This window comes from Streptomyces sp. NBC_01233 (assembly GCF_035989305.1).
Classification (GTDB): Bacteria; Actinomycetota; Actinomycetes; order Streptomycetales; family Streptomycetaceae; genus Streptomyces.
This window is the reverse complement of record NZ_CP108514.1, coordinates 6,582,721-6,608,819: the sequence shown is the minus strand read 5'-3', so window position 1 is coordinate 6,608,819 and position 26,099 is coordinate 6,582,721. Positions and strand designations below refer to the sequence as shown.

Below are 26,099 nucleotides of genomic sequence, written 5' to 3'. Positions count from 1 at the left end.
CGGGGCTGCCGCGGCACTCCAACGATAGGTCGTGCCGCTCATCCCTTCTCCAGGTACTGCTCGCGCTCGGTGTCGAGCAGGGCGTCCAGCGCGGTCCGCAGGCCGGGCAGCCGCTCCAGCGCGGGGTCGTCGGCGACGACGCGGGTGGCCTCCTCCCGAGCCTGGGCGATGACCTCCTCGTCCTCGATGACCGCGAGCATGCGCAGCGAGGAGCGCACGCCCGACTGGGCCTGGCCCAGCACGTCGCCCTCGCGGCGCTGCTCCAGGTCGATCCGGGAGAGCTCGAAGCCGTCGAGGGTGGCGGCGACGGCGGCCAGCCGGGCCCGGGCGGGGCTGGCCTCGTGCATCTCGCTGACCAGCAGGCACAGGCCGGGCGCGGAGCCGCGGCCGACGCGCCCGCGCAGCTGGTGGAGCTGGGAGACGCCGAACCGGTCCGCGTCCATGATCACCATGACGGTGGAGTTCGGGACGTTCACACCGACCTCGATGACGGTGGTGGCGACGAGCACCTTGACCTCGCCCGCGGCGAAGCGCCGCATGACGTCGTCCTTGTCGGCCGGGTCCATCCGGCCGTGCAGGACCTCCACGGACAGCCCGGCGAGCGGGCCGCGCGTCAGCTGCTCGGCGATCTCCAGGACGGCCAGCGGGGGCCGCTTGTCCCCGTCCTCCTCGGCCGCCTTCTTCTTCTTGGGCTCGTCCTCGCCGTCGCCGATGCGGGGGCACACCACGTACGCCTGGTGGCCGTTCTCCACTTCCTCGCGGACCCGTTCCCAGGCCCGGGCGAGGAAGTGCGGCTTGTCCTTGGCGGGCACCACGTGGGTGGCGATCGGCGAGCGCCCGGCGGGCAGCTGGTCGAGGACGGAGGTCTCCAGGTCGCCGAAGACGGTCATGGCGACCGTGCGCGGGATCGGGGTGGCGGTCATCACCAGCAGGTGCGGGGGCTGCTTCCCCTTGGACCTGAGGGCGTCGCGCTGCTCGACGCCGAAGCGGTGCTGTTCGTCCACGACCACCAGCCCGAGGTCGTGGAACTGCACCTTGTCCTCGATCAGCGCGTGCGTGCCGATCACGATCCCGGCCTCACCGGTGACCAGGTCGAGCAGGGCCTGCCGGCGCGCGGGCATCCCCATCGACCCGGTGAGGAGCACCACCTTCGTGCCCTGGTCGGAGCCGCCGAGCATGCCTGCCTCGGCCAGTTCGCCCATCATCTCGACGATGGAGCGGTGGTGCTGCTGCGCGAGCACCTCGGTGGGCGCGAGCATCGCCGCCTGCCCGCCGGAGTCCACGACGGCGAGCATGGCCCGCAGGGCCACCATCGTCTTACCGCTTCCGACCTCGCCCTGGAGGAGGCGGTGCATGGGGTGGCTGGTGGCCAGGTCGTCGAAGATCTCCTTCGAGACGCCCACCTGGCCCTCGGTGAGGGTGAAGGGGAGCTTCGCGTCGAAGGAGTCGAGGAGGCCGCCGGGGGTGGGGCGGCGCGGAACGGACGGGAGCTGGGAGTCGGCGTGGCGGCGGCGGGCCAGGGCGACCTGGAGGACGAAGGCCTCGTCCCACTTCAGGCGCTGGCGGGCGTCCTCGATGTCGGCCTTGGTGGCCGGCCGGTGGATCTTCAGCAGGGCCTCGGTGAGCGGGACCAGCCCTCGGCCCTCGCGCAGGGCGGGCGGCAGCGGGTCCACGGCCTCCTGCGCGCTGGGCAGCACCGCGTCCACGCATTTGGCGATCTTCCAGGACTCCAGCTTCGCGCAGGCCGGGTAGATCGGGATGAGCTGGTTGGCGAAGGCGCTGGCGGCGTCCCGGTCGGAGGCGTCCGCGCCGAGCGGCTCGTACGCGGGGTGCGCGAGCTGGAGCTTGTGGTTGAACTTGGAGACCTTGCCGGCGAACATCGCGCGACTGCCGGGCAGCAGCTCCTTGTGCGGCTTGTGGACGCCCGCACCGAAGAAGACCAGCTGGAGCCGGCCGCTGCCGTCGGTGATGGTCACTTCGAGGCGCTTGCCCCGGCCGCCGTTGAAGGTCAGGATCCGGGCGTCCGCGACCTGCGCGACGACGGTCACGTGCTCGTCGATCTGGTCGGCGAGCTCGGCCAGCGAGGTCAGCTCACCGCGCTCGGCGTACCGCCGCGGGTAGTGGTGGAGCAGGTCCAGGGCCGTGTGCAGGCCGAGCTGCTCGGCCAGCACCTTGGCGGTGGCGGGTCCGAGCGTCTTCTTGAGGTCTTCGTCGAGCGCGGGCACGTGTTCCATTGCACACCATGGCGCTGACAAGCCCGCTATTCCACCCCGATGAGGAGCGGCGCCGAGTACCGGCCGCCCCGGTAGGTCACGGTGTCCACGGCCAGGTGGCCGTGCTGGACGTACGCCTCCAGGCGCTCGGCGACCGCGTCCGGCACCTCGGGTCCGAGCACCAGGGTGACGAGTTCGCCGCCGGAGCCGAGCATCCGTTCCAGGACCGCCTCGGCGGTCTCGGCCAGGCCCGAGCCGATCACGGCGACGTCCCCGTCGATGAGACCGAGCACGTCGCCGGCCTGGCAGATGCCGGCGGAGGTGAAGGACTGCCGTTCGGCGACGGCCAGCTCCCCGTACCGGGTGGCGCCGGCCGCCGCCGTCATGGCGACCACGTCCTCGTCGAAGCTGCCGTCCGGGTCGTGCACGGCGAGGGCGGCCAGCCCCTGGACCGCGGAGCGGGTGGGGATCACGGCCACCCGTACGCCTTCGGCGCGGGCCTGTTCGGCCGCCGCGGCCGCGGCGGCGCGCAGCTCGGCGCCGCCCGGCAGCAGGACCACCTCGCGGGCGTGGGCGCGGCGGATGGCGTCGAGCAGTTCGGGGGCGGCGGGGACCTCCCCGGAGCGCACGAGCACGGCGGTTGCTCCCGCCTCCCCGCACAGCCCGGCCAGTCCCTCGCCGGGGACCACGGCGACCACGGCCCGCTGGGCGCGCTCGCCCCGGGCCCGGCGCCGCTCGTCCCCGAAATGCGTGATCCGTATCCGGTAGGGCCGCCCGGCGACGACCCCGGCCTCCACGGCCGCGCCGGGGTCGTCGACGTGCACGTGGACGTTCCACAGCCCGTCGCCGCCGACCACGACCAGGGAGTCGCCGAGCCCGTCGAGCCGTTCGCGCAGTTCCCCGACCGCCGCCTCGGAGGCCTCCAGCAGATAGATCACCTCGTACGCGGGCCCGTCCTCCTCCTGCCCGCAGGGGTCCGAGGTCTGCGGCACGGGCACCGCGCGGCCGCGCACGGGTTCGGCGGCCGGTTCCTGGCCGGACAGGGCCTGCCACAGGGCCCCGAGTACGGCGACCAGCCCGCACCCCCCGGCGTCGACCACTCCGGCCCGGCCGAGTGCGGCGAGCTGCCCGGGGGTCTCGGCCAGGGCGGCGCGGGCCCCGTCGTAGGCGGCGCGGGACACGTCCGCGGCGGTCCCGGCGGCGGCGGCCTCGCCGGCCCGCGCCGCGGCGCGGGCGACGGTGAGCATGGTGCCCTCCACCGGGTGCGAGACGGCCGTGTACGCCTCCTCCGCGGCCCGGGTCAGCGCCCGGGCCAGCAGCACACCGGCGCCGCGCTCCTCGGGCCCGCCGCCCCCGGGCACGGCCACCTCGGGTCCGGTGGCCCCGGGCGCGCTCGCCTCGGGTTCGCCGCCGAGTACGTCGGCCACTCCGCGCAGCAGCTGCGCCAGGATCGTCCCGGAGTTCCCCCGGGCGCCGACGAGGGCGCCGTGCGCCCAGGCCCGTACGGCGTGGGCCAGGGAGGCCGGCGCTGTGCCCTCGGTCACCTTCGCGAAGGCGTCGTCCAGCGCGCGGTCGGCCGATTCGGCGGTGAGGTAGAGGTTGGTGCCGGTGTCCGCGTCGGCGACCGGGTAGACGTTGATCGCGTCGATGTCCTCGCGGGCCCGGCCCAGTGCGGCCAGGGCCAGCGAGCTCCAGGTGCGCACCGCTTCGGCGTCGAGGGTCTGCGGCTGCTCGTGCGGCACCGGGCGTTCCTCCTTGTGCGGGCCAGGGTTCACCGCAGGGTAGCCAAGGTCTGCCCGGGCGTCCGGACCGCGGGGCGGGGGCAGCGGCGGTCATGGTAGTTTTCTTGGACGGACGCAGTCGTTGTATGCTGCTCCGGTTGCCCGATGAGAGTCGGGCCATTCCCCGGCAAACCACTTCAGATCTCTGATTCCGGTGCGCCGGTTTCACTGTAATTGCATCTGAAGTCTTGGAGTGACCTGTGGCTGCCAACTGCGACGTTTGCGCCAAGGGGCCGAGCTTCGGCAACAACATCTCCCACTCGCACCGCCGCACCTCGCGTCGCTGGAACCCGAACATCCAGCGCGTCCGTGCCGTGGTCAATGGGACGCCGAAGCGCCTCAACGCCTGCACCTCGTGCATCAAGGCCGGCAAGGTCTCGCGCTGACGCCTCCCGTCGTAGCGCAGCCCTTTCCGGTTGCCAAAAAGGCCGGTTCACCTCTGGTGAACCGGCCTTTTGCCTTGTCCGGCGGGGCTCAGCGCCACTGCCAGGCGTGATCCACCGGGCCGGTGCCCCCGCCGAGCGCGAAGCCGGCGGCGATGGCGCCCGTGACGTACTCCTTGGCGGCCGTGACGGCCTCCGGGACGGCCAGTCCCTTGGCCAGGCCCGCCGCGATCGCGCTGGCGAGGGTGCAGCCCGTGCCGTGGGTGTGCCGGTTGCCGTGGCGGGGGGCGCGCAGCCACCGCTCCTCGGTCCCGTCGGTGAGCAGGTCCACCGCCTCGCCGCCGTGCGCCGCGAGGTGTCCGCCCTTGATCAGCGCCCACCCCGGTCCGTGGCGGAGGATCGCGTCGGCGGCCCGCCGCATGTCGTCCTCGGTCTGCACCAGTACGCCCGTGAGCTGCGCCACCTCGTCCAAGTTGGGCGTGGCCACGGTGGCCCGCGGCAGCAGCTCCTTGCGCACGGCGTCCAGCGCGGAGGCGGCGAGCAGCCGGTCCCCGTGCTTGGAGACGCCCACCGGGTCCACGACGGCCGGGGCGGGGGTGCCGGCGAGCAGCTCCGCCACCGTCTCCACCAGCACGGCGGAGGAGAGCATCCCGGTCTTCACGGCCTGGACGCCGATGTCGTCCACGACGGCCCGGTACTGGGCCGTGACGGCCTCTGCGGGAAGCTCCCATGTTCCCCGTACCCCGAGTGAGTTCTGTGCGGTCACGGCCGTCACGACGCTCATGCCGTGCACGCCGAGGGCGAGCATCGTCTTGAGGTCGGCCTGGATGCCCGCGCCGCCGCCGGAGTCGGATCCGGCGACGGTCAGGCACAGCGGCGGGGCGGTGCTCACGGCGCGCCGTCCTGGGCGGCCGGGTCGGCCCCGAAGTGGTCCCAGCCGCCGGTGCTGGTCCAGGGCGCCCCGTCCACGGTCACCTGGGGCAGCGCGGAGCGGTTCAGCACCTCGCCGATGACCTTCCAGCGGGCGGGGAGCTTCACGTCGGGCGGGAAGGTCGCCACGATCGCGTGGTCCTCTCCCCCGGTGAGCACCCACAGCAGCGGGTCCACGCCGACGGCCTGCCCGATGTCGTGCATCTGGGTCGGGATGTCGACGGCCGCCGAGCGCAGGTCGATCCGCACCTTGCTGGCCTCGGCGATGTGCCCGAGGTCGGCGATCAGGCCGTCGCTGACGTCGGTCATGGCGGTGGCGCCGAGTCCGGCGGCTGCGGGGCCCGCGTGGTACGGCGGCTCGGGGCGCCGGTGCGCCTCGACGAACGCCCGCGGGGAGCGGAAGCCGCGCGAGAGAACGGCGAAGCCGGCGGCGGACCAGCCCAGCCAGCCGGTGACGGCGACGACGTCGCCGGGCTGGGCTCCGGAGCGCAGCACGGGCTCGTGGTTGCGCAGGTCGCCGAGGGCGGTGATGGCGACGGTGATGACGTCGCCGCGGACCACGTCCCCGCCGACCACGGCCGCGCCGGCGACCTGGCACTCGTCGCGGATGCCGTCCATCAGCTCGGTGGGCCAGGTGACCGGGAGTTCGGCGGGCACGACGAGGCCGAGCAGCAGCGCGGTCGGTACCGCGCCCATGGCGGCGATGTCGGCGAGGTTCTGCGCGGCGGCCTTGCGGCCGACGTCGTAGGCCGTGGACCAGTCGCGCCGGAAGTGCCGGCCTTCGAGCAGGATGTCGGTGCTCGCCACGACCCTCCGGTCGGGGGCCGACACCACCGCGGCGTCGTCACCCGGTCCGAGCCGGACCGCCGGGGTGGTGGTGAGCCGTGAGGTGAGCTCCCTGATCAGCCCGAACTCCCCCAGCTCGCCCACAGTGCCCTTCATCGCTGTGCCCCTTCTTGCCCAGTCCGCTTGCGGTCGCGAGCCGTCACAGCTCTGGGTACCGTCAACAGATACGTCAACTTCTGCTCTCCGTACGCCCCGCTGTGCGTGGCGCCGGGCCCGCAGGTCGCCCCGCGGCGCACGGCGACGCGGTACCGTGGCGTCCCTTCTTCCCCCGGCCCTGTCGTTCGTGTGGGGCCCACCCGAAGGTTAGGGGAAATGATCCTCGTGGCCGCCCTGGAGGTTCCGTGGTACAGGCGTACATCCTTATCCAGACCGAGGTGGGCAAGGCGTCGTTCGTCGCCGAGTCCATCGGCCAGATCCCGGGGGTGATCCAGGCCGAGGACGTGACGGGCCCGTACGACGTGATCGTGCGCGCCCAGGCCGACACCGTGGACGAGCTCGGCCGCATGGTCGTGGCCAAGGTCCAGCAGGTGGACGGGATCACCCGCACCTTGACCTGCCCGGTGGTCCATCTGTAGCCCCCGTCTACTCTTGGCCGGTGATGACCTCTCACCGCCGGCCCCTCCGTGTCCTGGCCCTGCCCGCCGCGCTGGCCCTGCTGGGCCTCGCGGCGTGCTCACCGGGCGGTTCCGAGGCCCGGGTGGATCCGCCGCCCACGCCGCCCGCCGCCATCGGTGAGCTCTGTGCAGCACTGCACGAGGAGCTTCCGGAGACGGTGGCCGGCCTGGAGCGGACCCGGGCCGAACCGGAGTCCGCTCTGACGGCCGCGTGGGGCGGCTCGGCGATCGTACTGCGGTGCGGTGTCCCCAAGCCCCCCGAGATGCTGGACGAGAAGCAGGAGGGCGTCCACGTCAACGACGTCGCCTGGCTGCTGGACAAGCAATCCGACGGGGGGTTCCGTTTCGTCTCCGGGATGCGGAAGGCGTACACGGAGGTCCTGGTCGACAAGGAGCATGCCACGGACGCGGGGATGCTGGTCGGGCTGTCCACGGCGATCGCCAAGACGGTGCCCCTGGGCTTCTCCTCGTACTGATCCCCCGCCCCTGGCAGGAGGACCGCTACGACTCACAGCGACCGCCCGCCGGGCATCCCGGCGGGCGGTCGCTGCTCTCTCGCGGTCCGGTCTAGCGCAGTCCGGTGGAGCGGCTCAGGGCGGCCTGGATCAGGCGGTCCACCAGCTCCGGGTACGCGACGCCCGTCTTCTGCCACATCAGCGGGTACATGGAGATCGGCGTGAAGCCCGGCATCGTGTTGATCTCGTTGATGACGAAGGTGCCGTCCTCGGTGAGGAAGAAGTCGGCGCGCACCAGGCCCTCGCAGGACGCGGCCTCGAAGGCCTCGATCGCGAGCGCCTGCACTTCGGCGGTCTGCTCCGGGGTGAGCGGAGCGGGCACGATCCCGGAGGCGGAGTCGATGTACTTCGCCTCGAAGTCGTAGAAGTCGTGGCTGGAGACCGGCGGGATCTCGGCGGGCACGCTGGCGCGCGGCCCGTCCTCGAACTCCAGGACCCCGCACTCGATCTCGCGGCCGCGCAGCAGCGCCTCCACGATGATCTTCGGGTCGTGGCGCCGGGCCTCCTTGACGGCGGCGTCCAGGCCGGAGGCGTCGTCGACCTTGGTGATGCCGATGGAGGAGCCGGCCCGGGCGGGCTTGATGAAAAGCGGCCAGCCGTGCTCGGCGGCGAAGTCGAGGATCTTCGCCTTGGCGGCGTCCCGGTCGGCTTCCCACTCGCGCGGGCGGATGGTCACGTACGGGCCGACGCGCAGCCCGAAGGAGGTGAACACCCGCTTCATGTAGTCCTTGTCCTGGCCGACCGCCGAGGCGAGGACGCCCGAACCGACGTACGGGATGCCGGACAGCTCCAGGAGGCCCTGGAGGGTGCCGTCCTCGCCGTACGGGCCGTGCAGGACGGGGAAGACGACGTCGACCTCGCCGAGGGCCTTCGGGACGGCGCCCGGCTCGGTGTAGACGACCTGGCGGCTCGCGGGGTCGACCGAGAGCACGACGGCGCCGTCCTCGGAGTCGGCGAGCTCCTCGACGCTCGGGAGCCGGCGGTCGGCGATGGCCATCCGCTCGGGCTCGTCGGCGGTCAGCGCCCATCGGCCGTCCGTGGTGATGCCGATGGGCAGCACCTCGTACTTGGACCGGTCGATGGAGCGCAGCACGGCGCCCGCCGTGACGACCGAGATGGCGTGTTCCGAGCTGCGGCCGCCGAACACGACGGCCACGCGGGGCTTGCGGCCCTGCTGCTCAGGGGTCTGGGGGAGGTTCTCGCTGCTCATATCGCCACGAGAGTACCCGCTCATGCGTCCGGATTGGAGTCAGCGACGTTCCGGTTTGGCGCTGCGGCCCATCAGTTCCTTCAGCGCGACCAGGGTCGGCTTGCCGTGGTGGACGATGTCCACCACGGTGTCGGTGATGGGCATGTCGACCCCGTGGCGGCGGGCCAGATCGGCCACCGACTGGCAGGACTTGACGCCCTCGGCGGTCTGCTTGGTGACCGCGATGGTCTCCTCCAGGGTCATCCCGCGGCCGAGGTTGGTGCCGAAGGTGTGGTTCCGGGAGAGCGGCGAGGAGCAGGTGGCGACCAGGTCACCGAGGCCCGCGAGGCCGGAGAAGGTGAGCGGGTCGGCGCCCATCGCCACGCCCAGCCGGGTGGCTTCGGCGAGTCCGCGGGTGATGAGCGAGCCCTTGGTGTTGTCGCCCAGGCCCATGCCGTCCGCGATGCCGACGGCGAGGCCGATGACGTTCTTGACGGCGCCGCCGAGCTCGCAGCCGGTGACGTCGGTGCTCGTGTACGGGCGGAAGTACGCGGTGTGGCAGGCGGCCTGGAGGCGCTGCGCCACGGCCTCGTCCACGCAGGCGACGACGGAGGCGGCGGGCTGGCGGGCGGCGATCTCGGCGGCCAGGTTGGGGCCGGTGACCACGGCGATGCGCTCGGCGGGGACCTTGGCCACCTCCTCGATGACCTCGCTCATCCGCTTGGCGGTGCCGAGTTCGATGCCCTTCATGAGGGAGACGAGCACCGTGTCGGGGGCCAGCAGCGGGGCCCACGCGGCGAGGTTGTCGCGCAGCGTCTGGGAGGGGATGGCGAGGACGGTGAAGTCGGCTCCGGCCGCGGCCTCGGCCGGGTCGGTGGTGGCCCGGAGGTTCGCGGGGAGCTCGACGTCGGGGAAGTAGTCCGGGTTGGTCCGGCCGGTGTTGATGGCGTCGACCACCCCCTGGCGGCGGCCCCAGAGCGTCACCTCGCATCCGGCGTCGGCGAGCACGATGGCGAAGGCCGTGCCCCAGGAGCCTGTTCCGAAGACGGTCGCCTTCACGGGACGTGTCACTTCTTGCCCTCCCCTGCGGCCTTGCGCCGCTGTTCCGCCCTGGCGTTGCGATGGTCGTACGGCTGCTCGGGCGCGGTCTCTCCCCGCACCTCCTCCAGCAGCCCGGTGATGGCGGCCATGATGACCTCGGTGGCCTCCTTGAGCACGTCCGGGGTGGGTTCCCGGTCGTAGAAGGCGGAGAGGTCCACCGGCGGTCCGGCGAGCACCCGGAGGGTCTTGCGCGGGAAGAGCCGGACCTTGTTCTCCTTGGCGTACGGCGGCATCGCGAGGTTCGCGCCCCACTGGGCCACCGGAATGACGGGCGCCTTGGTGATCAGCGCGACACGGGCGGCGCCGGTCTTGCCGGCCATGGGCCACATGCCGGGGTCCCTGGTGAGGGTGCCTTCCGGGTAAAAGGCCACGCATTCGCCGCGCTCGATCGCGTCCACCGCGGCCCGGAATGCGTCCAGGGCGTTGGTGCTCTCCCGGTAGACGGGGATCTGGCCGGAGCCGTGCAGGATCGACCCGACAATAGGGACCTTGAAGAGGGCGGCCTTCGCGAGCAATCGGGGCACGCGGCCGGTGTTGTACTGGAAGTGCGCGTAGGAGAGCGGGTCCAGATACGAGTTGTGATTGACGGCGGTGATAAATCCGCCCTCGGCCGGAATGTGCTCCATTCCCCGCCAGTCCCGCTTGAAGAGCACTACCAGCGGCGGTTTTGCGATGACCGCCGCCAGGCGGTACCAGAAGCCGATTCTGCGGCGGGACACTCGGACACCTTTCCTCTGGACCGGTGGGCGGGGATACCTCCCAGCGGTGGCTGGGGGAACTTGGGCACCTCGTCGGCCGGACAAGTGTCGCCCCGGGCCCGGTCTCTGTCGAGAACACCGTACGCCCCGCTCACGCCACCGGGCTCCCGGGCCGCCCGGGCGGAGGTGACAATGAGCCGACGCATGACCCGGCCATGACCCGACCATGGTCCGGGGAGGGGCCGGAGCGCACCGGAGGGAAGGGGTCCGTCACGAACGCCGTCTGGAGTCTGGTGGTCCCGCTGAAGCCTCTGGCGGTGGCCAAGAGCCGTCTCGCGGCGGCCGTGGGCGCCTCCCGTGCGGGGCTCGCGCTGGCCTTCGCCCAGGACACCGTCGCGGGGGCCCTGGCCTGCACGGCGGTCGCGGATGTGGTGGTAGTCACGGACGACGCGGCGGCCGGTGCCGAACTGTCCCGGCTGGGCGCGCGGATCGTGCCGGACGCCCCGGCGGCCGGACTCAACGCGGCACTGGCCCACGGGGCGCGGGTGGTGCGGTCGGGGCGGCCCGGTGCCGCGGTGGCCGCGATGAACGCCGATCTGCCGGCGCTGCGGCCCCCCGAATTGCTACGCGTGCTCGAAAACGCCTCGGCATTTCCACGGGCATTTCTGGCGGATGCGGCCGGAATCGGGACGACCTTGCTTTCCGCTGCGCCGGACGTGGAATTGACCCCCTCCTTCGGCGGGCCGTCGCGGGCCAGGCATTCGGCTTCGGGGGCGGTGGAAATCGCCCTGTCGGGCGTCGACAGCGTGCGCCGGGACGTGGACACCGCGGCGGATCTGCGGACGGCGCTCGCCCTCGGTGTGGGGCGTCACACGGCCCGATACAGTGCCGGTATGCAGGCGACCGCGTACACGTACGACTCCCAGACCCGCAGCGGCAGCGTGCTGCTGGACGACGGCACCCCGGTGCCCTTCGAGGCCCCGGCCTTCGACGCGGGCGGCCTGCGGCTGCTGCGGCCCGGGCAGCGGGTCCGGATCGAGACGGACGGCGAGGGTGCCGGCCTGCGGATCACCCTGGTGACGCTGCAGACCTTCTGACCTTCTGACCTCCCGGCCTCCTGACCTGCGACTGAACGCACCGCGGGCCGGCTTCCCCAGCAGGGGGAAGCCGGCCCGGCGTGTGTGACCCGTACCCCTACTTCTTGCGGGCCGTGGTCTTCTTCGCGGTGGCCTTGCGCGTCGCCGTCTTCTTGGCGGGCGCCTTCGTCGCGGCGGTGACCTTCTTGGCCGCCGGGGCGGTCTTCTTCGCGGCGGCGGTGGTCTTCTTCGCCGTGGTTGTGGCCTTCTTGGCGGTGGCCGTGGCCTTCTTCGCCGTGGCCGTGCTCTTCACCGCCGCCTTCTTGGCGGTCGCGGTGGTCTTCTTGGCGGCGACCTTCTTCGCGACCGCGGTCTTCGCCGCGGCCTTCTTGGCGGTGGTGGCCTTCTTCGCCACGGCCTTCTTGACCGTCGCGGAGGCGCCACCCGTGAGGCTGCCCTTGGGCGCCTTCTTCACCGACACCTCGCCGCCCTTGGGCAGCTTCTTGGTGCCGCTGACCAGGTCCTTGAAGCCCTGGCCGGCGCGGAATCGGGGTACCGAGGTCTTCTTGACCCGGACGCGCTCTCCCGTCTGCGGGTTGCGGGCGTAACGGGCCGGACGGTCGACCTTCTCGAACGAGCCGAAGCCCGTGACCGAGACCCGGTCGCCCGCGACGGTAGCGCGGACGATCGCGTCCAGTACCGCGTCGACAGCATCCGCGGCCTGCTGGCGGCCGCCCAGCTTGTCGGCAATCGCTTCTACGAGCTGCGCCTTGTTCACGTCTTCCCCTTCGGAGACTTCGCCAGAACGAATGTGTTCAAGCTTATTTCGCACGTTAGGCGGATATATACCGCAAATCAAACACGAAACGGGCTAATCACCCTAGTGCCGCAACGCTGGAGGCCGTTACGGAGTTCCTTCGCATCAGTCGCCTTCAGGGAATCGACCCTCGTCGAGGTCCTTCATCAACCTGTCCAGGCGCCTTGCCGCATCGGCGAGATCGTGCTTCGCCGCGGCCGTGACGACCAACAGCTTCCGGGACAGCGCCATCCTTACGCCCTCCGGGACTTGCAGTGAGCGCACCCGTGTGTGTGCTTCTTTCAGCCGGTCCGCGACGAGTTCGTAGAGCTCGAGTTGACTGTCGCGTTCCATGCACAGATTGTGCCATCTGGGGCGAGTTGTCGCCTCACGGGGCCTCAACAAACGGCTGTGCCCCCCGCCGGAAGGCGGGGGGCACAGTGTTGCCGATGTGATCACCCGGGGGTGAATAAGCGCTGATCAGGCAGGAATCAGGCCTGAATCGTGCGCGGCTTGAAGGCCGGGCGGACGCTTTCGTACGAAGCGATGTCCGCTTCGTTCTGAAGGGTGAGCGAGATGTCGTCCAGGCCCTCCAGCAGACGCCAGCGGGCATTGTCGTCGAGTTCGAACTCCGCGACGACGCCTTCCGCTCGCACCTGGCGGTCGACCAGGTCGACCGTGATCTCGGCGGTGGGGTCGGCCTCGGTCAGCTTCCACAGCCGTTCGACGGTCTCCTGCGGGAGCACGACCGTCAGCAGACCGTTCTTCAGCGAGTTCCCACGGAAGATGTCGGCGAAGCGGGAGGAGATGACCGTCTTGAAGCCGAAGTTCTGCAGGGCCCAGACGGCGTGCTCGCGCGAGGAGCCGGTACCGAAGTCGGGGCCGGCGACCAGCACGGTCGCGCCGGCGCGCTCCGGGCGGTTCGTGACGAACTCCGGGTCCTTGCGCCAGGCCTCGAAGAGCCCGTCCTCGAACCCGTCACGGGTGATCTTCTTCAGCCAGTGGGCCGGGATGATCTGGTCGGTGTCGACGTTGCTGCGGCGCAGCGGGACGGCCCGGCCGGTGTGGGTGGTGAAGGCTTCCATGGTTCAGACTCCGGCGGTCGCATCGGCGGCGGACAGGTCGGCGGGCGAGGCCAGATGGCCCAGCACCGCGGTGGCGGCGGCCACCTGCGGGGAGACCAGGTGAGTGCGCCCACCCTTGCCCTGCCGGCCCTCGAAGTTGCGGTTGGAGGTGGACGCGGAGCGTTCACCGGGCGCCAGTTGGTCGGGGTTCATGCCCAGACACATCGAACAGCCCGCGTGCCGCCATTCGGCGCCGGCCTCCTTGAAGACCTTGTCCAGGCCCTCTTCCACGGCCTGCAGGGCGACGCGGACCGAGCCCGGGACGACCAGCATCCGTACGCCGTCGGCGACTTTGCGGCCCTCGACGATCCCGGCCACGGCGCGCAGGTCCTCGATGCGGCCGTTGGTGCAGGAACCTACGAAGACGGTGTCGACCTTGATGTCGCGCAGCGACTGTCCGGCGGTCAACCCCATGTACTCCAGGGCCTTTTCGGCGGCCATGCGCTCCGAAGCGTCCTCGTACGAAGCCGGGTCGGGGACGTTGGCCGACAGCGGCGCGCCCTGGCCCGGGTTGGTGCCCCAGGTGACGAACGGGGACAGCGCGGTGCCGTCGATGACGACCTCCGCGTCGAAGACCGCGTCGTCGTCGGTGCGCAGGGTCTTCCAGTACGCGACCGCCGCGTCCCAGTCCTCGCCCTCGGGGGCGTGGTCGCGGCCCTGCAGGTAGTCGAAGGTGGTCTGGTCGGGGGCGATCATGCCCGCGCGGGCGCCGGCCTCGATCGACATGTTGCAGATGGTCATGCGGGCTTCCATCGAGAGCTGCTCGATGGCCTCTCCGCGGTACTCCAGGATGTAGCCCTGGCCGCCGCCGGTGCCGATCTTGGCGATGATCGCCAGGATCAGGTCCTTCGCGGTGACGCCCTCGGCCAGCGCGCCGGTGACGGTGATCGCCATCGTCTTCGGGCGGGCCAGCGGCAGCGTCTGCGTCGCCAGCACGTGCTCGACCTGGCTCGTGCCGATGCCGAAGGCCAGCGCACCGAAGGCGCCGTGCGTGGAGGTGTGCGAGTCACCGCAGACCACGGTGGTGCCGGGCTGGGTCAGCCCCAGCTGCGGTCCCACGACGTGGACGACGCCCTGCTCGACGTCGCCCAGCGAGTGCAGGCGGACGCCGAACTCGGCGCAGTTCGCCCGCAGCGTCTCCAGCTGGGCCCGGGAGACCGGGTCCGCGATCGGCTTGTCGATGTCGATGGTGGGGGTGTTGTGGTCCTCGGTCGCGATGGTGAGGTCGAGGCGTCGGACCTTGCGGCCGGCCTGACGCAGACCCTCGAAGGCCTGCGGGCTGGTCACCTCGTGCAGCAGGTGCAGATCAATGAAGAGGAGGTCGGGCTCGCCTTCGGCGCGCCGGACGACATGGTCGTCCCAGACCTTCTCCGCGAGTGTCCTACCCATCGCTTTCCCTCCGGCCGGCCGGTTGTGCCGGCGCTTCATAGAGATCTTGTGCGCCGCATCGTCCGTACCCCACGTCCTGGACGACGGCTCGGACCCAGTGGTTCGTGGACCCGCACATACAGACTCGCTGGTTCTTGGAAAAATTGAACTTGCGTTTCACAGTGTGAGACGCGAATATCGTTTCATGGACAACTCTAGCGGCGTCGGCGTTCTCGACAAGGCAGCTCTGGTACTGAGCGCACTGGAGTCCGGTCCGGCCACCCTCGCCGGGCTGGTCGCGGCGACAGGGCTCGCACGACCCACGGCACATCGCCTTGCCGTGGCACTGGAACACCACCGGATGGTGGCGAGGGACATGCAGGGCCGGTTCATCCTCGGTCCGCGGCTGGCGGAGCTCGCCGCCGCGGCCGGCGAGGACCGTCTGCTGGCCACGGCGGGACCGGTACTCACCCACCTGCGCGACGTGACGGGCGAGAGCGCGCAGCTCTACCGCCGTCAGGGAGACATGCGCATCTGCGTGGCGGCCGCGGAGCGGCTGTCGGGCCTTCGGGACACCGTCCCGGTGGGCTCGACGCTCCCGATGAAGGCCGGCTCGGCAGCGCAGATCCTGATGGCCTGGGAGGAGCCCGAGCGGCTCCACCGCGGGCTGCAGGGCGCGCGCTTCACGGCGACGGCGCTCTCGGGCGTACGACGCCGCGGCTGGGCGCAGTCGATCGGCGAGCGGGAGCCCGGCGTGGCCTCCGTCTCGGCGCCGGTGCGCGGGCCGTCGAACCGCGTGGTGGCCTCCGTGTCGGTCTCCGGGCCGATCGAGCGGCTGACCCGCCACCCGGGCCGGATGCACGCCCAGGCCGTCATCGACGCGGCCGCACGCCTCACGGAGGCCCTGCGCCGCTCCGGCTGAGCACCTCCCGGCCCGAAGGCCTTCCCCCATCCGTCCCCCGGGCCCGGGGGCGCGTACGACGCCGCACACGTCCGAACACGCGCCTCCGGGCCCGCACTTACATCCGCGCACACGTCCGCGGGTCGAGCGCTCACGACGTGCGTGAACGCAAAGCGAAGAGGCCCTCCGCGATGAACGCGGAGGGCCTCTTCGATGCGTACCCCCGACCGGATTCGAACCGGCGCTACCGCCTTGAGAGGGCGGCGTGCTAGGCCGCTACACAACGGGGGCTAGCTGGTGCTGCTGTTACTGCGCTGGGCTACCAGGACTCGAACCTAGAATAAGGGAACCAGAAACCCTCGTGTTGCCAATTACACTATAGCCCAAAGTGGTCTAGACCAGACCAACAGTACCCCCGACCGGATTCGAACCGGCGCTACCGCCTTGAGAGGGCGGCGTGCTAGGCCGCTACACAACGGGGGCCCTAGCGATCCTGCTTCGAGACGTCCGGGTGCGACCCAGGAGATCTCGCGGGAAGGATCTGTACCCCCGACCGGATTCGAACCGGCGCTACCGCCTTGAGAGGGCGGCGTGCTAGGCCGCTACACAACGGGGGCAAAGCACTGCGTTACTACTGCACTGCGCTGGGGTACCAGGACTCGAACCTAGAATAAGGGAACCAGAAACCCTCGTGTTGCCAATTACACTATACCCCACCAAAAGTCAACCCCTTGCGGGGGCTTTTCTTTGGGTGGCGCCTCCGTCCGGCCTTTCGGCCCGCTCCGGCGGCGCAGAAAGAACATTACCGGATGCCTGACCGTGCTCCAAAACGGGTATCCCCTGCCAGCAGCTCCGGGAGCTGGTCAAGGCCTTCGATGCGGTGCGCGCCGCCGGGCCCGGGCCCGCGACCGCCGTCGCGGTCGATCCAGACCGCCAGCAGCCCGGCGTCACGGGCCCCGCGCGCGTCGATCTCGGGCTGGTCCCCCACGTACGCCACCTCGCCCGGCGGCAGTCCGAGCGCCTCGCACGCGGCCAGGAAGGCCGCCGCCTCGGGCTTGCTGACCCCGAGTTCGACCGCGCAGACCAGCACCTCGAAGCGGTCGCGCAGCCCGAGGTGACGCAGCTTGGGGTCCTGGTTGGCGGTGGAGGAGTTGGAGAGCACCCCGTGCCGGTAGCCGGCCGCGAGGGCGTCCAGTACGGGCACGACGTCGGGGAAGACGGCCCAGGCGGCCTTGTAGTGCTCGACGTACCGGTCGAACCAGGCGCCGGCCTCGTCCGCGGTCATCCCGGGCAGCTCCAGGAACTCCCGCACCCGGTCCTGCCGCTGCCCCTGGAACGTCCCCTCACCCGCGGCGAAGCGCGCCCAGTGACGGTCGGTGATCTCCCGCCACAGCGCGAGCGCCTGCACGGGGGTCCCGTACCGGTCCGCGAGCTCCTCGGTCTCCAGCTGCCGCGCGAGCCCGGCGGCATCGGCCCCCGTGTAGTCGAAGAGGGTGTCGTCGATGTCCCACAGCACGGCGCGGATCGGCATGGGGCCGAGCCTACGCCGCGGGCACCTTCGCCGTGGGCACGACCAGGAAGTCCGTCACGAAACAGGTGACCCGGCCCTCGGCGTCACGTCCGACCCAGGGCCGTCGCCGACCGCCTCCATGGCGGCCCACACCGCCCCCTCCTCGTCCTCGGTGCCGGGGAACGAGCCGTCGGCGGCGGCGTCGTGGAAGCAGCCGGTGCCCGCGTCCACGCCGTAGCCGTAGAACTCGTCCTCGCCGAGGACGGCGGGGTCCTGGCCCTCGGCGACGGCCATCTCCCAGCGCACGGTCGGCGTGTCCCGTATCACGAGACGCGCGGCGGCGACCCGGGTGTGCGGGCGGGGTCCCTCCGGGACGCCGAGGCGCACCAGCGTGGCGATCGCGGCCTCCGCCCGGTACCGGGCCGGGTCCACCACGACACTGAACGGCTCGGCTTCGCCCTCGCCGAGGCAGACGAAGGGGTCGCAGGCGACGACCCGGCCCGTGGGCAGGGTCACGTCGCCGATGACGACCGGGGCGAGGGCCCCGTCATGCCGTCGTCGTAGGCGAAGGCGGAGCCCTGGGTGAAATGCCATGATCGTTCTCCCGGAGACCAGCCAGGGCCCGCCTCCGGCAACGCCGCAGGGGGCGGCGGCCGGAGTTCGGCTGCCGCCCCCTGCGGTGGGGGTCCCTCCCAGCGGTAGCTGGGGGAGTACGGGAGTGCTACGCGGCCAGCTTGGCCAGCGTCGCGTCGATGCGGGCCAGGGAGCGGTCCTTGCCCAGGATCTCCAGGGACTCGAACAGCGGCAGGCCGACCGTGCGGCCGGTGACCGCCACGCGGACCGGGGCCTGGGCCTTGCCGAGCTTGAGACCGTGGGCCTCGCCGGCGGTCAGGACGGCCTGCTTGAGGGACTCGGGGTCCGACCAGTCGGCGTTCGCCAGGTTCTCGCGCGCCGTCGTCAGGAGGGCCGCCGGCTCGCCCTTCATCGCCTTGTCCCACGAGGCCTGGTCCTCGACCGGCTCCTTCAGGAAGAGGAAGTCGACGTTGGCCGTGATGTCCGACAGGACGGTGACGCGGGTCTGGGCGTACGGGGCGATGCGCTCCCAGGCCTCGGCGTCGAAGTCCTCGGGCGCCCAGTTGGCGTGCGGGGCCTGCAGCCACGGGGCGCAGGCGTCCGCGAAGGCCTTCGGGTCGAGCAGGCGGATGTGGTCGCCGTTGATCGACTCGGCCTTCTTCAGGTCGAAGCGCGCGGGGTTGGCGTTCACGCCGTCGATGTCGAACTTCTGGACCATCTCCTCGATCGAGAAGACGTCCTGGTCCTTGGAGAAGGACCAGCCGAGGAGCGAGAGGTAGTTCAGCAGGCCCTCGGGGAGGAAGCCGCGCTCGCGGTACAGGTTGAGCGAGGCCTCGGGGTCGCGCTTGGAGAGCTTCTTGTTGCCCTCGCCCATCACGTACGGCAGGTGCCCGAACGCGGGGGTGGACTTGGCGACGCCCAGCTCGATCAGCGCCTTGTAGAGCGCGATCTGGCGGGGGGTCGAGGAGAGGAGGTCCTCACCGCGCAGGACGTGCGTGATCTCCATCAGCGCGTCGTCGACCGGGTTGACCAGCGTGTAGAGCGGGGCGCCGTTGGCCCGGACGATGCCGAAGTCCGGCACGTTCTCCGGGGTGAAGGTCAGCTCGCCGCGGACCAGGTCGGTGAAGGTGATCGGCTCGTCGGGCATCCGGAAGCGGACGATCGCCGGGCGGTGCTCGCCCTGGTACGCCTCGACCTGCACGGTGGTGAGCTCGCGGCAGTGGCCGTCGTAGCCGGAGGGCTTGCCGGCCGCGCGGGCGGCCGCGCGGCGCGCGTCGAGCTCCTCGGTGGTGCAGTAGCAGTGGTACGCGTAGCCGCCGTCGAGCAGCTTCTTCGCGACGTCCTTGTAGATGTCCATGCGCTCGGACTGGCGGTACGGGGCGTGCGGGCCGCCGACCTCGGGGCCCTCGTCCCAGGTGAAGCCGAGCCAGCGCAGCGAGGCGAGCAGCTGGTCGTACGACTCCTCGGAGTCGCGGGCCGCGTCGGTGTCCTCGATGCGGAAGACGAACGTGCCGCCGTGGTGGCGGGCGAACGCCCAGTTGAACAGGGCGGTGCGGACCAGGCCCACGTGGGGGTTGCCGGTCGGGGAGGGACAGAAACGTACGCGGACAGGTCCGTTAACCACGCTTGATCACCTTGTTGGTGAGAGTGCCGATGCCTTCGATGGTGACGGCGACCTCGTCGCCGACGTTCAGGGGGCCGACTCCGGCCGGGGTCCCCGTGAGGATGACGTCGCCCGGGAGCAGCGTCATGGCCTCGGTGATGTGGACGACGAGGTCTTCGATGGAGCGGACCATGTCGCTGGTGCGGCCGAGCTGGCGCTGTTCGCCGTTGACGGTGCACTGGATGGTCAGGTCGCCCGGGTCCAGGTCGGTCTCGATCCAGGGACCGAGGGGGCAGGCGCTGTCGAAGCCCTTGGCCCGGGCCCACTGCTTCTCCCGCTGCTGGACGTCGCGCGCGGTGACGTCGTTGGCGCAGGTGTAGCCGAGGATCACGTCCTTGACGCGCTCCCTGGGGACCTCGCGGCACATGCGTCCGATGACCACGGCGAGCTCCGCCTCGTGGTGGAGGTCCTGGGAGAAGGAGGGGTACGTGATCGGGTCGCCCGGGCCGACCACCGAGGTGGAGGGCTTGAAGAAGGTGATCGGGGCGTCCGGGACCTCGTTGCCCAGCTCCGCCGCGTGCTCCGCGTAGTTGCGGCCGATGGCCACGACCTTGTTCGGGAGCACGGGCGGCAGCAGCCGGACCTTGCTCAGCGGGACCTTCGTGCCCGAGAGCTCGAAGTCCGCGAACGGGATGCCCTTGATGATGTCGAGCACGAGCGTCGCTTCGTCGCCGGGGGCGGTGCTGCCCTCGACCGCGCCGAACGCGACATTGCCGTCGATCGAGAACCTGGCGATGCGCACGTGTTGCGTCTGCCCCTCTGTATGTCCGCTGGCTGGAGTCTGCGGACCCAGGCTAACGCGGTGGGCAGGGGCGCTTCGCGTTCCGCAGCCGTGCGGCTACTGCGCGGCGGCGGCGACCGGTGCGTCCATCAGGATCGTGCGGCGCGGGTTGGCGGTCTGCGTCGGCAGCTCGACGGAGTGTTCCGGGGTGGCCGGCGCCGCCTGCAGTTCCTCGGCGTCCTTGAGGTGCGCGAGGGTGGTGCGGCGGGGGTTGGCTATGTTGCGGAACATCATCGTCGTCTTCATGGGAGTTCGGGGTCCTCGGTTCGATCTGTGAGTGTCGGCTGTCGATGCACCAACCCTGGCGCCAACCCTTTAAGGGGCAAGGCTAAACATCTGAATCCCCCGCCGAACCAGGAAGTAATGGCCACGGCTGTGTGAGTTTGCTCACCCGTGGCCAGACATTCGCGACACAATGGACAGCCAACCGCGCCCGTCGAAACGGACATTGCGCCACTGAATGCGCCATTCCGCTCCTGATCATCTCGACTGGGACACCTTGCCAGCCATGTTGTTTGGATGATGTAAGTCCGGTTTCTACCGAATGTGGTCGCACATCGCGTAGCAAATCCGTCACCAGAGGTAATCGACTCTCCGGGCCGACACGCGCACCTTGTTGGAGATCCTCCACTGTGCTGGAATTCGCGGGACCGCCGCGGGAATCAGCCGGCGCGCAGGTGGCGCGACTCAGCGCCGAGCGCGGTGTCAAGGAGAGGGAGACGCGCCGGTCACCGACGACCACCATGGGGCCGCACGTGCCCCACGACTCGACACCGTCCCACCGGTCGCCCGGCGGGACGCCTGGTCCAGAGGTTGCGACGCTAGTGCAGGGACGATTCAAGAGGGATGGCAGCGCTGCGGCGGAGCAGGAGCCGCGCGGCGGGACCGACCGTGGCTCCTCGCCCCAGCACGCCCAGAACCGCGGGCCGGCTGTCGAGGGCGCAGGCCCCGACTCCTCCGCCGCGGTGAAGGCGAAGGGCCGTGGGAAGACCGCCAAGGCAGGCAAGGCCAAGGCCGGGCCGGCCGAGCAGGACGTGGCGATACCGAAGGCCCCCAGTGGGCCCGGCTCTCGTCTCGCCATGCAGAACTGGCGCATCAGCACGCGACTCGTGTCGCTGCTGACCCTGCCGGTCGTCGCCGCCACCACGCTCGGTGGCTTCCGCATCAACGACTCGCTCAACGACATCGCGCAGCTGGAGCACATGCAGCTGCTGACGACGATGACCCGGCAGGCCACCAACCTGGCCGCCATGCTCCAGGAGGAGCGCGACCTCTCCGCGGGTCCGCTCTCACTCTCCAAGGGCAAGAGCACCAGCCAGGTCGACGTCGTCCGCCAGCAGACCGACACCGCCGCCAAGTCCTTCGCCGCCGCGACCGACAAGGTCGACAGCACGGGCGCGAAGGACGACGCCCTCAAGTCGATCCGCAACAACGTCCTGCAGATCGGCCGTCAGCTCGCGAACATCCAGACGGTCCGCGACAAGGCGTACATCAACGGCGCCCAGCAGACCGTCAGCGAGTACAACGCGATGATCGTCTCGCTGCTCTCGCTCTCCCAGGACATGGCGCAGGCCACCTCCAACCCGGAGATGATCAAGCGCACGCGCGCCCTGGCGGCATTCTCCGCCGCCAAGGAGTACGCCTCCATCCAGCGCGCGATCATCGCCGCCTCGCTCCCGGACACCAACGAGCGCCAGGGCAAGCTGGAGGAGAACGACCGTCTCTACGCCCTCTCCGCCCAGAAGGGCGAGCAGCAGGCGAAGACCACCTTCGAGCTCGTCTACCAGGGCCGGACCGAGGAGCTCCTCGCGGGCCTCGGCGACAGCAACTCGGAGATCTCCACCGCCGACCACTACGCCCGCCGCGTGCTGACCAGCCAGGACGCCTTCCTCCGCGAGAAGAACCGGTCCTGGCTGGACTGGTACGACGCCGACGGCACCAAGCTCCAGGCCATGAAGGTCATCGAGCTGACCCTGCTCGAGGAGATGGAGCAGAAGGCCCGTGAGCTGAAGAACGAGGCCCAGCAGGACGCCATCATCAACGGTGCCCTGATCCTCCTCGTCCTCGGCGTCTCCCTCGTCGGCGCCTTCGTCATGGCCCGCTCGATGATCCGCTCGCTGCGCCGCCTGCAGGACACCGCGACGCGCGTCGCGCAGGACCGGCTGCCCGAGCTCGTCAAGCAGCTGTCCGAGTCCGACCCGCAGGACGTGGACACGTCCGTGGAGTCGGTCGGTGTGCACACCCGCGACGAGATCGGCCAGGTGGCCGCGGCATTCGACGACGTGCACCGCGAGGCCGTCCGCCTCGCCGCCGAGCAGGCCCTCCTGCGAGGCAACGTCAACGCGATGTTCACCAACCTCTCGCGCCGCTCGCAGGGCCTCATCCAGCGTCAGCTGTCGCTCATCTCCGAACTGGAGTCGCGCGAGGCCGACCCGGACCAGCTCTCCTCGCTCTTCAAGCTCGACCACCTCGCGACCCGCATGCGCCGTAACGGCGAAAACCTCCTCGTCCTCGCGGGCGAGGAGCCGGGCCGCCGGTGGACCCGCCCCGTCCCGCTGGTCGACGTGCTCCGTGCCGCCGCCTCCGAGGTGGAGCAGTACGAGCGCGTCGAGCTGTCCTCGGTGCCCGGCACCGATGTCGCCGGCCGCGTCGTCAACGACCTCGTGCACGTCCTCGCCGAGCTGCTGGAGAACGCCACCTCGTTCTCCTCCCCGCAGACCAAGGTCAAGGTCACCGGTCACGCGCTGCCCGACGGCCGCGTGCTCGTCGAGATCCACGACACCGGTATCGGCCTCTCCCCCGAGGACCTCGCCGCGATCAACGAGCGGCTCGCGTCGCCGCCGACCGTGGACGTCTCCGTCTCCCGCCGCATGGGCCTGTTCGTGGTCGGCCGCCTGTCCCTGCGACACGGCATCCGCATCCAGCTGCGCCCCTCCGACTCGGGCGGTACGACGGCCCTCGTCATGCTGCCGGTGGACGTCGCCCAGGGCGGCAAGAAGCCGGGTCCGATGCCGGGCCAGGGCGGCCCCGGGGGCGCCCAGGGCGCCCCCGGCGGGCAGGCTTCCGTGCCCGGTGCGGCCGCACGGCCGCCCGTGGGCGCGGGTCCGCAGCGCGGTCAGGTCGGTGCGGGCGGCCAGCGCGCCGCCCTCCCGGGCCGCGACGGCGCCGGTCAGCGTCCGCAGGGCCCGCAGGGCGGGCGGCCTCCGCAGCAGGGCGGCCCGGGTGCTCCCGGTGGCCGTCCGCAGCAGGGTCCGACCAGTGCGGGGCAGGGCCAGGGTGCCTTCGGCGCCGGTGGGCCGCTGCCGGCCCGCGGTCCGGTCGCCAACGGCGGATTCGGCGGCGGCCCGCAGGCCCGTCCGGTCTCGTCGCCCTCGGCGTCCGGTCCGTCCGGGTTCCCGCAGGGCAACGGCTTCGAGCGACCGCAGCAGCAGCAGGCTCAGCAGCCGCAGCCCCAGCAGCAGCAGTCGGGCGCTCAGGCTCCGAACGGTGCCCGCCCGCAGCTGCCGCCGCGCGGCGGTGCCCCGCGTCCGGAGCTTCCCGGCCCGCAGACCACCAGCTGGGGTGCCGACCAGGCCCGCGGCCACGACGAGCTCTCGGGCCCCGGTTCGACGGCGGAGTTCGCCCGCCCTGACTTCAACGCCCCGATGCCGCAGGGCGACGGCCCGGGCAGCACGACCGGACAGTTCGAGCGTCCGGACGTGCGGGGCTCGGTGGACCCGTCCACCACCGGACAGTTCGAGCGCCCGGGCTACCAGGCCCAGCGGCCCGGCGGCCCCGGTGTCGGCGGATTCGCCCGTCAGCAGCCCCAGGCCCCGCAGCAGCCGCAGGCTCCGCAGCCCGGCGGCGGGTACGCACCCGTACCGCCCGCACGCCCGGAGACCCCGCGACTGCCGCAGGCTCATCGGCCGGAGGCCCTGCCGCCGGCCCAGAGCTCCGGCGACGGCCGCAGCCCGATATTCGACACGCTGGAGTCGAACTGGTTCCGCGAGGAGGGTCAGCAGCCCCCCGCGCAGGGACCGGGCGTACCTCAGCAGCCGCAGCAGTCCGCTGCGGCAGCTCCGGCGCAGCAGCAGCTGCCGCAGCGCGGCCAGGAGCAGGCGGCCGAGCCCGCGGCGACCGGCAGCATGCCGACCGTCAGCTGGAAGTCCTCGCCGAACGACGAGCTGATGCGCCAGGCCGAGCGCGTGCGCCAGCCCGCCGCCGGCGGCATCACGACCTCGGGGCTGCCCCGCCGGGTCCCGCGGGCGAACCTCGTGGCCGGCACCGCGCAGCAGCAGGCCGAGGAGACGGCGGGTCCCCAGGTCTCGCGGGCGCCGGACGACGTCCGCGGCCGTCTGACCAACCTCCGACGCGGTTTCCAGCAGGGCCGTCAGGCCGGCAACAACGGACCGGCGACCGGCAGTTACCACATCGACCCCACTTACCAGCAGGAGCGTTAGTTGAGTTCGATGAGCCAGGCGGCACAGAACCTGAACTGGTTGATCACCAACTTCGTGGACAACACCCCAGGGGTGTCCCACACGGTGGTGGTCTCCGCCGACGGACTCCTTCTGGCGATGTCCGAAGGATTCCCCCGTGACCGCGCCGATCAGCTGGCGGCAGTGGCCTCCGGACTGACCTCGCTGACCGCCGGTGCCTCCCGCATCTTCGAGGGCGGCGCCGTCAACCAGACCGTGGTCGAGATGGACCGGGGATTCCTCTTCCTCATGTCCGTCTCGGACGGATCCTCGCTGGCCGTACTGGCGCACCCCGAGTGCGACATCGGACTCGTGGGCTACGAGATGGCCCTTCTGGTGGATCGCGCGGGCAGTGTCCTCACTCCGGACCTGCGCGCCGAACTGCAGGGAAGCCTGCTCGGCTGACTTCCCAATCTCCCGGCCGGACGGTACTACCGGCCGGGAGACCGGGGCCCCGCCCCGAAATCCAGTACCCCCGCCAGGCCGTCATACAGTCCCCCCCACCGGCCGCCCCGTCAGACGGCACGCTGACCACTGCTGTCCAGCCCGGAGGATCCATGACCCCGCCCCCCGCCTACCCCGATGCGTACGGAGATTCGTACTCGGAAGGCGATCAGCCGCTGGTGCGTCCGTACGCGATGACCGGCGGCCGGACCCGGCCCCGCTACCAGCTCGCCATCGAGGCGCTGGTCAGCACCACCGCCGATCCGATGCACCTGTCCGGCCTGCTCCCGGAGCACCAGCGCATCTGCACCCTGTGCCGCGAGGTCAAGTCGGTCGCGGAGGTCTCCGCGCTGCTGTCGATGCCGCTCGGTGTCGCCCGGATCCTCGTCGCCGACCTGGCGGAGGCCGGAATGGTGGCCATCCACCAGCCGGGCAATGGAGAGGCCGGCGGCACGCCGGATGTAACGCTGCTCGAAAGGGTGCTCAGTGGCCTTCGGAACATCTAGCGGAGCGGCTCCTGCTCGCTCCACCACCTCCGCCAAGATCGTGGTGGCGGGCGGCTTCGGCGTGGGCAAGACCACGTTCGTCGGAGCCGTGTCCGAGATCAACCCGCTGCGCACCGAAGCCGTCATGACCAGCGCCTCCGCCGGCATCGACGACCTCACCCACACCGGTGACAAGACGACCACCACGGTCGCCATGGACTTCGGCCGCATCACCCTGGACCAGGACCTGATCCTGTACCTCTTCGGTACCCCGGGTCAGGACCGCTTCTGGTTCATGTGGGACGACCTGGTCCGCGGCGCCATCGGCGCCGTCGTGCTCGTGGACACGCGCCGCCTCGCCGACTGCTTCCCCGCGGTCGACTACTTCGAGAACAGCGGCTTGCCGTTCGTCGTTGCCCTCAACGGCTTCGAGGGACACCAGCCGTACACCCCGGAAGAAGTCCGCGAAGCGCTGCAGATCGGCCCCGGCGCCCCCATCATCACGACGGACGCCCGCCACCGCGCGGACGCCAAGAGCGCGCTCATCACGCTCGTCGAGCACGCCCTCATGGCGCGTCTCAAGTAACACCACGCAGGCGGCCCGGCTCAAGCGGCACCACTCAAGTCCCACGGGTTCTTCACAACGTGAGA

Annotated in this window: 24 protein-coding genes, 5 tRNA genes and 1 pseudogene; 9 read left to right on the top strand and 21 right to left on the bottom strand. The window is 71.1% G+C overall.

Annotated elements, in window-relative coordinates; translation table 11 throughout:
* Positions 1-38: 38 nt before the first annotated feature.
* A complete protein-coding gene (recG, locus tag OG332_RS31595) occupies positions 39-2,234 on the bottom strand; it encodes an ATP-dependent DNA helicase RecG (protein WP_327416641.1) in 2,196 nt (731 codons plus the stop codon).
* A 26-nt stretch (positions 2,235-2,260) separates the two neighbouring features.
* Entirely contained in the window at positions 2,261-3,955 is a 1,695-nt protein-coding gene (locus tag OG332_RS31590) for a DAK2 domain-containing protein (protein WP_327416640.1), read from the bottom strand.
* Between the two features lie 239 nt (positions 3,956-4,194).
* Here OG332_RS31590 and rpmB point away from each other — a divergent pair, with 239 nt between their 5' ends.
* Entirely contained in the window at positions 4,195-4,380 is a 186-nt protein-coding gene (gene rpmB / locus OG332_RS31585; protein WP_007266795.1) for a 50S ribosomal protein L28, read from the top strand.
* Positions 4,381-4,468: 88 nt separating this feature from the next.
* On the opposite strand, the gene thiD is transcribed toward rpmB, so the two are convergent.
* Together thiD and OG332_RS31575 are read right to left on the bottom strand one after the other, a co-directional pair.
* Positions 4,469-5,269: a bifunctional hydroxymethylpyrimidine kinase/phosphomethylpyrimidine kinase gene (gene thiD / locus OG332_RS31580; RefSeq protein WP_327416639.1), complete on the bottom strand. Its 801-nt coding sequence runs from the start codon at positions 5,267-5,269 to the stop codon at positions 4,469-4,471.
* Positions 5,266-6,249, bottom strand: a complete 984-nt coding sequence (locus tag OG332_RS31575; protein ID WP_327416638.1) for a thiamine-phosphate kinase — start codon at positions 6,247-6,249, stop codon at positions 5,266-5,268. Before OG332_RS31575 ends, thiD begins: the two co-directional genes overlap by 4 nt.
* 245 nt (positions 6,250-6,494) lie before the next feature.
* Here OG332_RS31575 and OG332_RS31570 point away from each other — a divergent pair, with 245 nt between their 5' ends.
* Together OG332_RS31570 and OG332_RS31565 are read left to right on the top strand one after the other, a co-directional pair.
* Entirely contained in the window at positions 6,495-6,728 is a 234-nt protein-coding gene (locus tag OG332_RS31570; protein ID WP_327416637.1) for an Lrp/AsnC family transcriptional regulator, read from the top strand.
* A gap of 23 nt (positions 6,729-6,751) precedes the next feature.
* Entirely contained in the window at positions 6,752-7,243 is a 492-nt protein-coding gene (locus OG332_RS31565; RefSeq protein ID WP_327416636.1) for a DUF3515 domain-containing protein, read from the top strand.
* Positions 7,244-7,334: 91 nt separating this feature from the next.
* Here the strand turns inward: OG332_RS31565 and OG332_RS31560 are convergent, their stop codons facing one another.
* Genes OG332_RS31560 through OG332_RS31550 form a run of 3 tightly spaced genes read right to left on the bottom strand, consistent with a single transcriptional unit; the run spans position 7,335 to position 10,291 of the window.
* Complete coding sequence (locus OG332_RS31560; protein WP_327416635.1) at positions 7,335-8,492, bottom strand: D-alanine--D-alanine ligase family protein; 1,158 nt, start codon at positions 8,490-8,492, stop codon at positions 7,335-7,337.
* A gap of 39 nt (positions 8,493-8,531) precedes the next feature.
* Positions 8,532-9,542, bottom strand: a complete 1,011-nt coding sequence (locus OG332_RS31555; RefSeq protein WP_327416634.1) for an NAD(P)H-dependent glycerol-3-phosphate dehydrogenase — start codon at positions 9,540-9,542, stop codon at positions 8,532-8,534.
* Positions 9,539-10,291, bottom strand: a complete 753-nt coding sequence (locus OG332_RS31550; protein ID WP_327416633.1) for a lysophospholipid acyltransferase family protein — start codon at positions 10,289-10,291, stop codon at positions 9,539-9,541. Before OG332_RS31550 ends, OG332_RS31555 begins: the two co-directional genes overlap by 4 nt.
* A gap of 269 nt (positions 10,292-10,560) precedes the next feature.
* On the opposite strand from OG332_RS31550, the pseudogene cofC reads away from it, so the two are divergent.
* Positions 10,561-11,163 (top strand): annotated as a pseudogene (cofC, locus tag OG332_RS31545) (2-phospho-L-lactate guanylyltransferase); the annotation flags it as partial.
* A 301-nt stretch (positions 11,164-11,464) separates the two neighbouring features.
* Here cofC and OG332_RS31540 read toward each other — a convergent pair.
* The 4 genes from OG332_RS31540 to leuC all read right to left on the bottom strand — a co-directional run bounded on the left by OG332_RS31540 (position 11,465) and on the right by leuC (position 14,655).
* Positions 11,465-12,124, bottom strand: a complete 660-nt coding sequence (locus OG332_RS31540) for an HU family DNA-binding protein (RefSeq protein WP_327416632.1) — start codon at positions 12,122-12,124, stop codon at positions 11,465-11,467.
* A 144-nt stretch (positions 12,125-12,268) separates the two neighbouring features.
* The gene (locus OG332_RS31535) at positions 12,269-12,496 is read right to left on the bottom strand and encodes a hypothetical protein (protein ID WP_030009267.1); all 228 of its coding nucleotides are present in this window, start codon (positions 12,494-12,496) and stop codon (positions 12,269-12,271) included.
* A 137-nt stretch (positions 12,497-12,633) separates the two neighbouring features.
* A complete protein-coding gene (gene leuD / locus OG332_RS31530) occupies positions 12,634-13,227 on the bottom strand; it encodes a 3-isopropylmalate dehydratase small subunit (RefSeq protein ID WP_327416631.1) in 594 nt (197 codons plus the stop codon).
* Positions 13,228-13,230: 3 nt separating this feature from the next.
* Positions 13,231-14,655, bottom strand: a complete 1,425-nt coding sequence (leuC, locus tag OG332_RS31525) for a 3-isopropylmalate dehydratase large subunit (protein WP_327416630.1) — start codon at positions 14,653-14,655, stop codon at positions 13,231-13,233.
* A gap of 184 nt (positions 14,656-14,839) precedes the next feature.
* On the opposite strand from leuC, the gene ndgR reads away from it, so the two are divergent.
* Positions 14,840-15,556, top strand: a complete 717-nt coding sequence (ndgR, locus tag OG332_RS31520; RefSeq protein WP_007266782.1) for an IclR family transcriptional regulator NdgR — start codon at positions 14,840-14,842, stop codon at positions 15,554-15,556.
* Between the two features lie 197 nt (positions 15,557-15,753).
* On the opposite strand, the gene OG332_RS31515 is transcribed toward ndgR, so the two are convergent.
* The 10 genes from OG332_RS31515 to OG332_RS31470 form a co-directional block, all read right to left on the bottom strand.
* Positions 15,754-15,826, bottom strand: a tRNA-Glu gene (locus OG332_RS31515).
* 23 nt (positions 15,827-15,849) lie between these two features.
* Positions 15,850-15,921: transfer RNA gene (locus OG332_RS31510), tRNA-Gln, on the bottom strand.
* Between the two features lie 24 nt (positions 15,922-15,945).
* Positions 15,946-16,018, bottom strand: a tRNA-Glu gene (locus OG332_RS31505).
* 61 nt (positions 16,019-16,079) lie between these two features.
* Positions 16,080-16,152, bottom strand: a tRNA-Glu gene (locus tag OG332_RS31500).
* A 27-nt stretch (positions 16,153-16,179) separates the two neighbouring features.
* A tRNA-Gln gene (locus OG332_RS31495) sits at positions 16,180-16,251 on the bottom strand.
* An 86-nt stretch (positions 16,252-16,337) separates the two neighbouring features.
* On the bottom strand, positions 16,338-17,066 hold the full coding sequence (locus OG332_RS31490) for an HAD family hydrolase (protein WP_327416629.1): 729 nt from the start codon (positions 17,064-17,066) through the stop codon (positions 16,338-16,340).
* A 54-nt stretch (positions 17,067-17,120) separates the two neighbouring features.
* Positions 17,121-17,639, bottom strand: coding sequence for a DUF4241 domain-containing protein (locus tag OG332_RS31485; protein WP_327416628.1), 519 nt, complete (start codon positions 17,637-17,639; stop codon positions 17,121-17,123).
* 127 nt (positions 17,640-17,766) lie between these two features.
* Positions 17,767-19,242: a glutamate--tRNA ligase gene (gene gltX / locus OG332_RS31480; protein WP_327416627.1), complete on the bottom strand. Its 1,476-nt coding sequence runs from the start codon at positions 19,240-19,242 to the stop codon at positions 17,767-17,769.
* Positions 19,235-20,023: a fumarylacetoacetate hydrolase family protein gene (locus OG332_RS31475; RefSeq protein WP_327416626.1), complete on the bottom strand. Its 789-nt coding sequence runs from the start codon at positions 20,021-20,023 to the stop codon at positions 19,235-19,237. The genes gltX and OG332_RS31475 overlap by 8 nt, the downstream gene beginning before the upstream one ends.
* Before the next feature lie 96 nt (positions 20,024-20,119).
* Positions 20,120-20,308 carry a hypothetical protein gene (locus OG332_RS31470; protein WP_327416625.1) on the bottom strand — a complete coding sequence of 63 codons (189 nt, stop codon included), beginning with the start codon at positions 20,306-20,308 and terminating at the stop codon, positions 20,120-20,122.
* Positions 20,309-20,886: 578 nt separating this feature from the next.
* Here OG332_RS31470 and OG332_RS31465 point away from each other — a divergent pair.
* From OG332_RS31465 to OG332_RS31450, 4 genes are all read left to right on the top strand, one after another.
* Entirely contained in the window at positions 20,887-24,501 is a 3,615-nt protein-coding gene (locus OG332_RS31465) for a sensor histidine kinase (protein WP_327416624.1), read from the top strand.
* A gap of 9 nt (positions 24,502-24,510) precedes the next feature.
* Complete coding sequence (locus OG332_RS31460; protein WP_030708442.1) at positions 24,511-24,924, top strand: roadblock/LC7 domain-containing protein; 414 nt, start codon at positions 24,511-24,513, stop codon at positions 24,922-24,924.
* 152 nt (positions 24,925-25,076) lie between these two features.
* Positions 25,077-25,469 carry a DUF742 domain-containing protein gene (locus tag OG332_RS31455; protein WP_030037344.1) on the top strand — a complete coding sequence of 131 codons (393 nt, stop codon included), beginning with the start codon at positions 25,077-25,079 and terminating at the stop codon, positions 25,467-25,469.
* The gene (locus OG332_RS31450) at positions 25,450-26,034 is read left to right on the top strand and encodes a GTP-binding protein (protein ID WP_326587834.1); all 585 of its coding nucleotides are present in this window, start codon (positions 25,450-25,452) and stop codon (positions 26,032-26,034) included. The genes OG332_RS31455 and OG332_RS31450 overlap by 20 nt, the downstream gene beginning before the upstream one ends.
* Positions 26,035-26,099 lie beyond the last annotated feature (65 nt).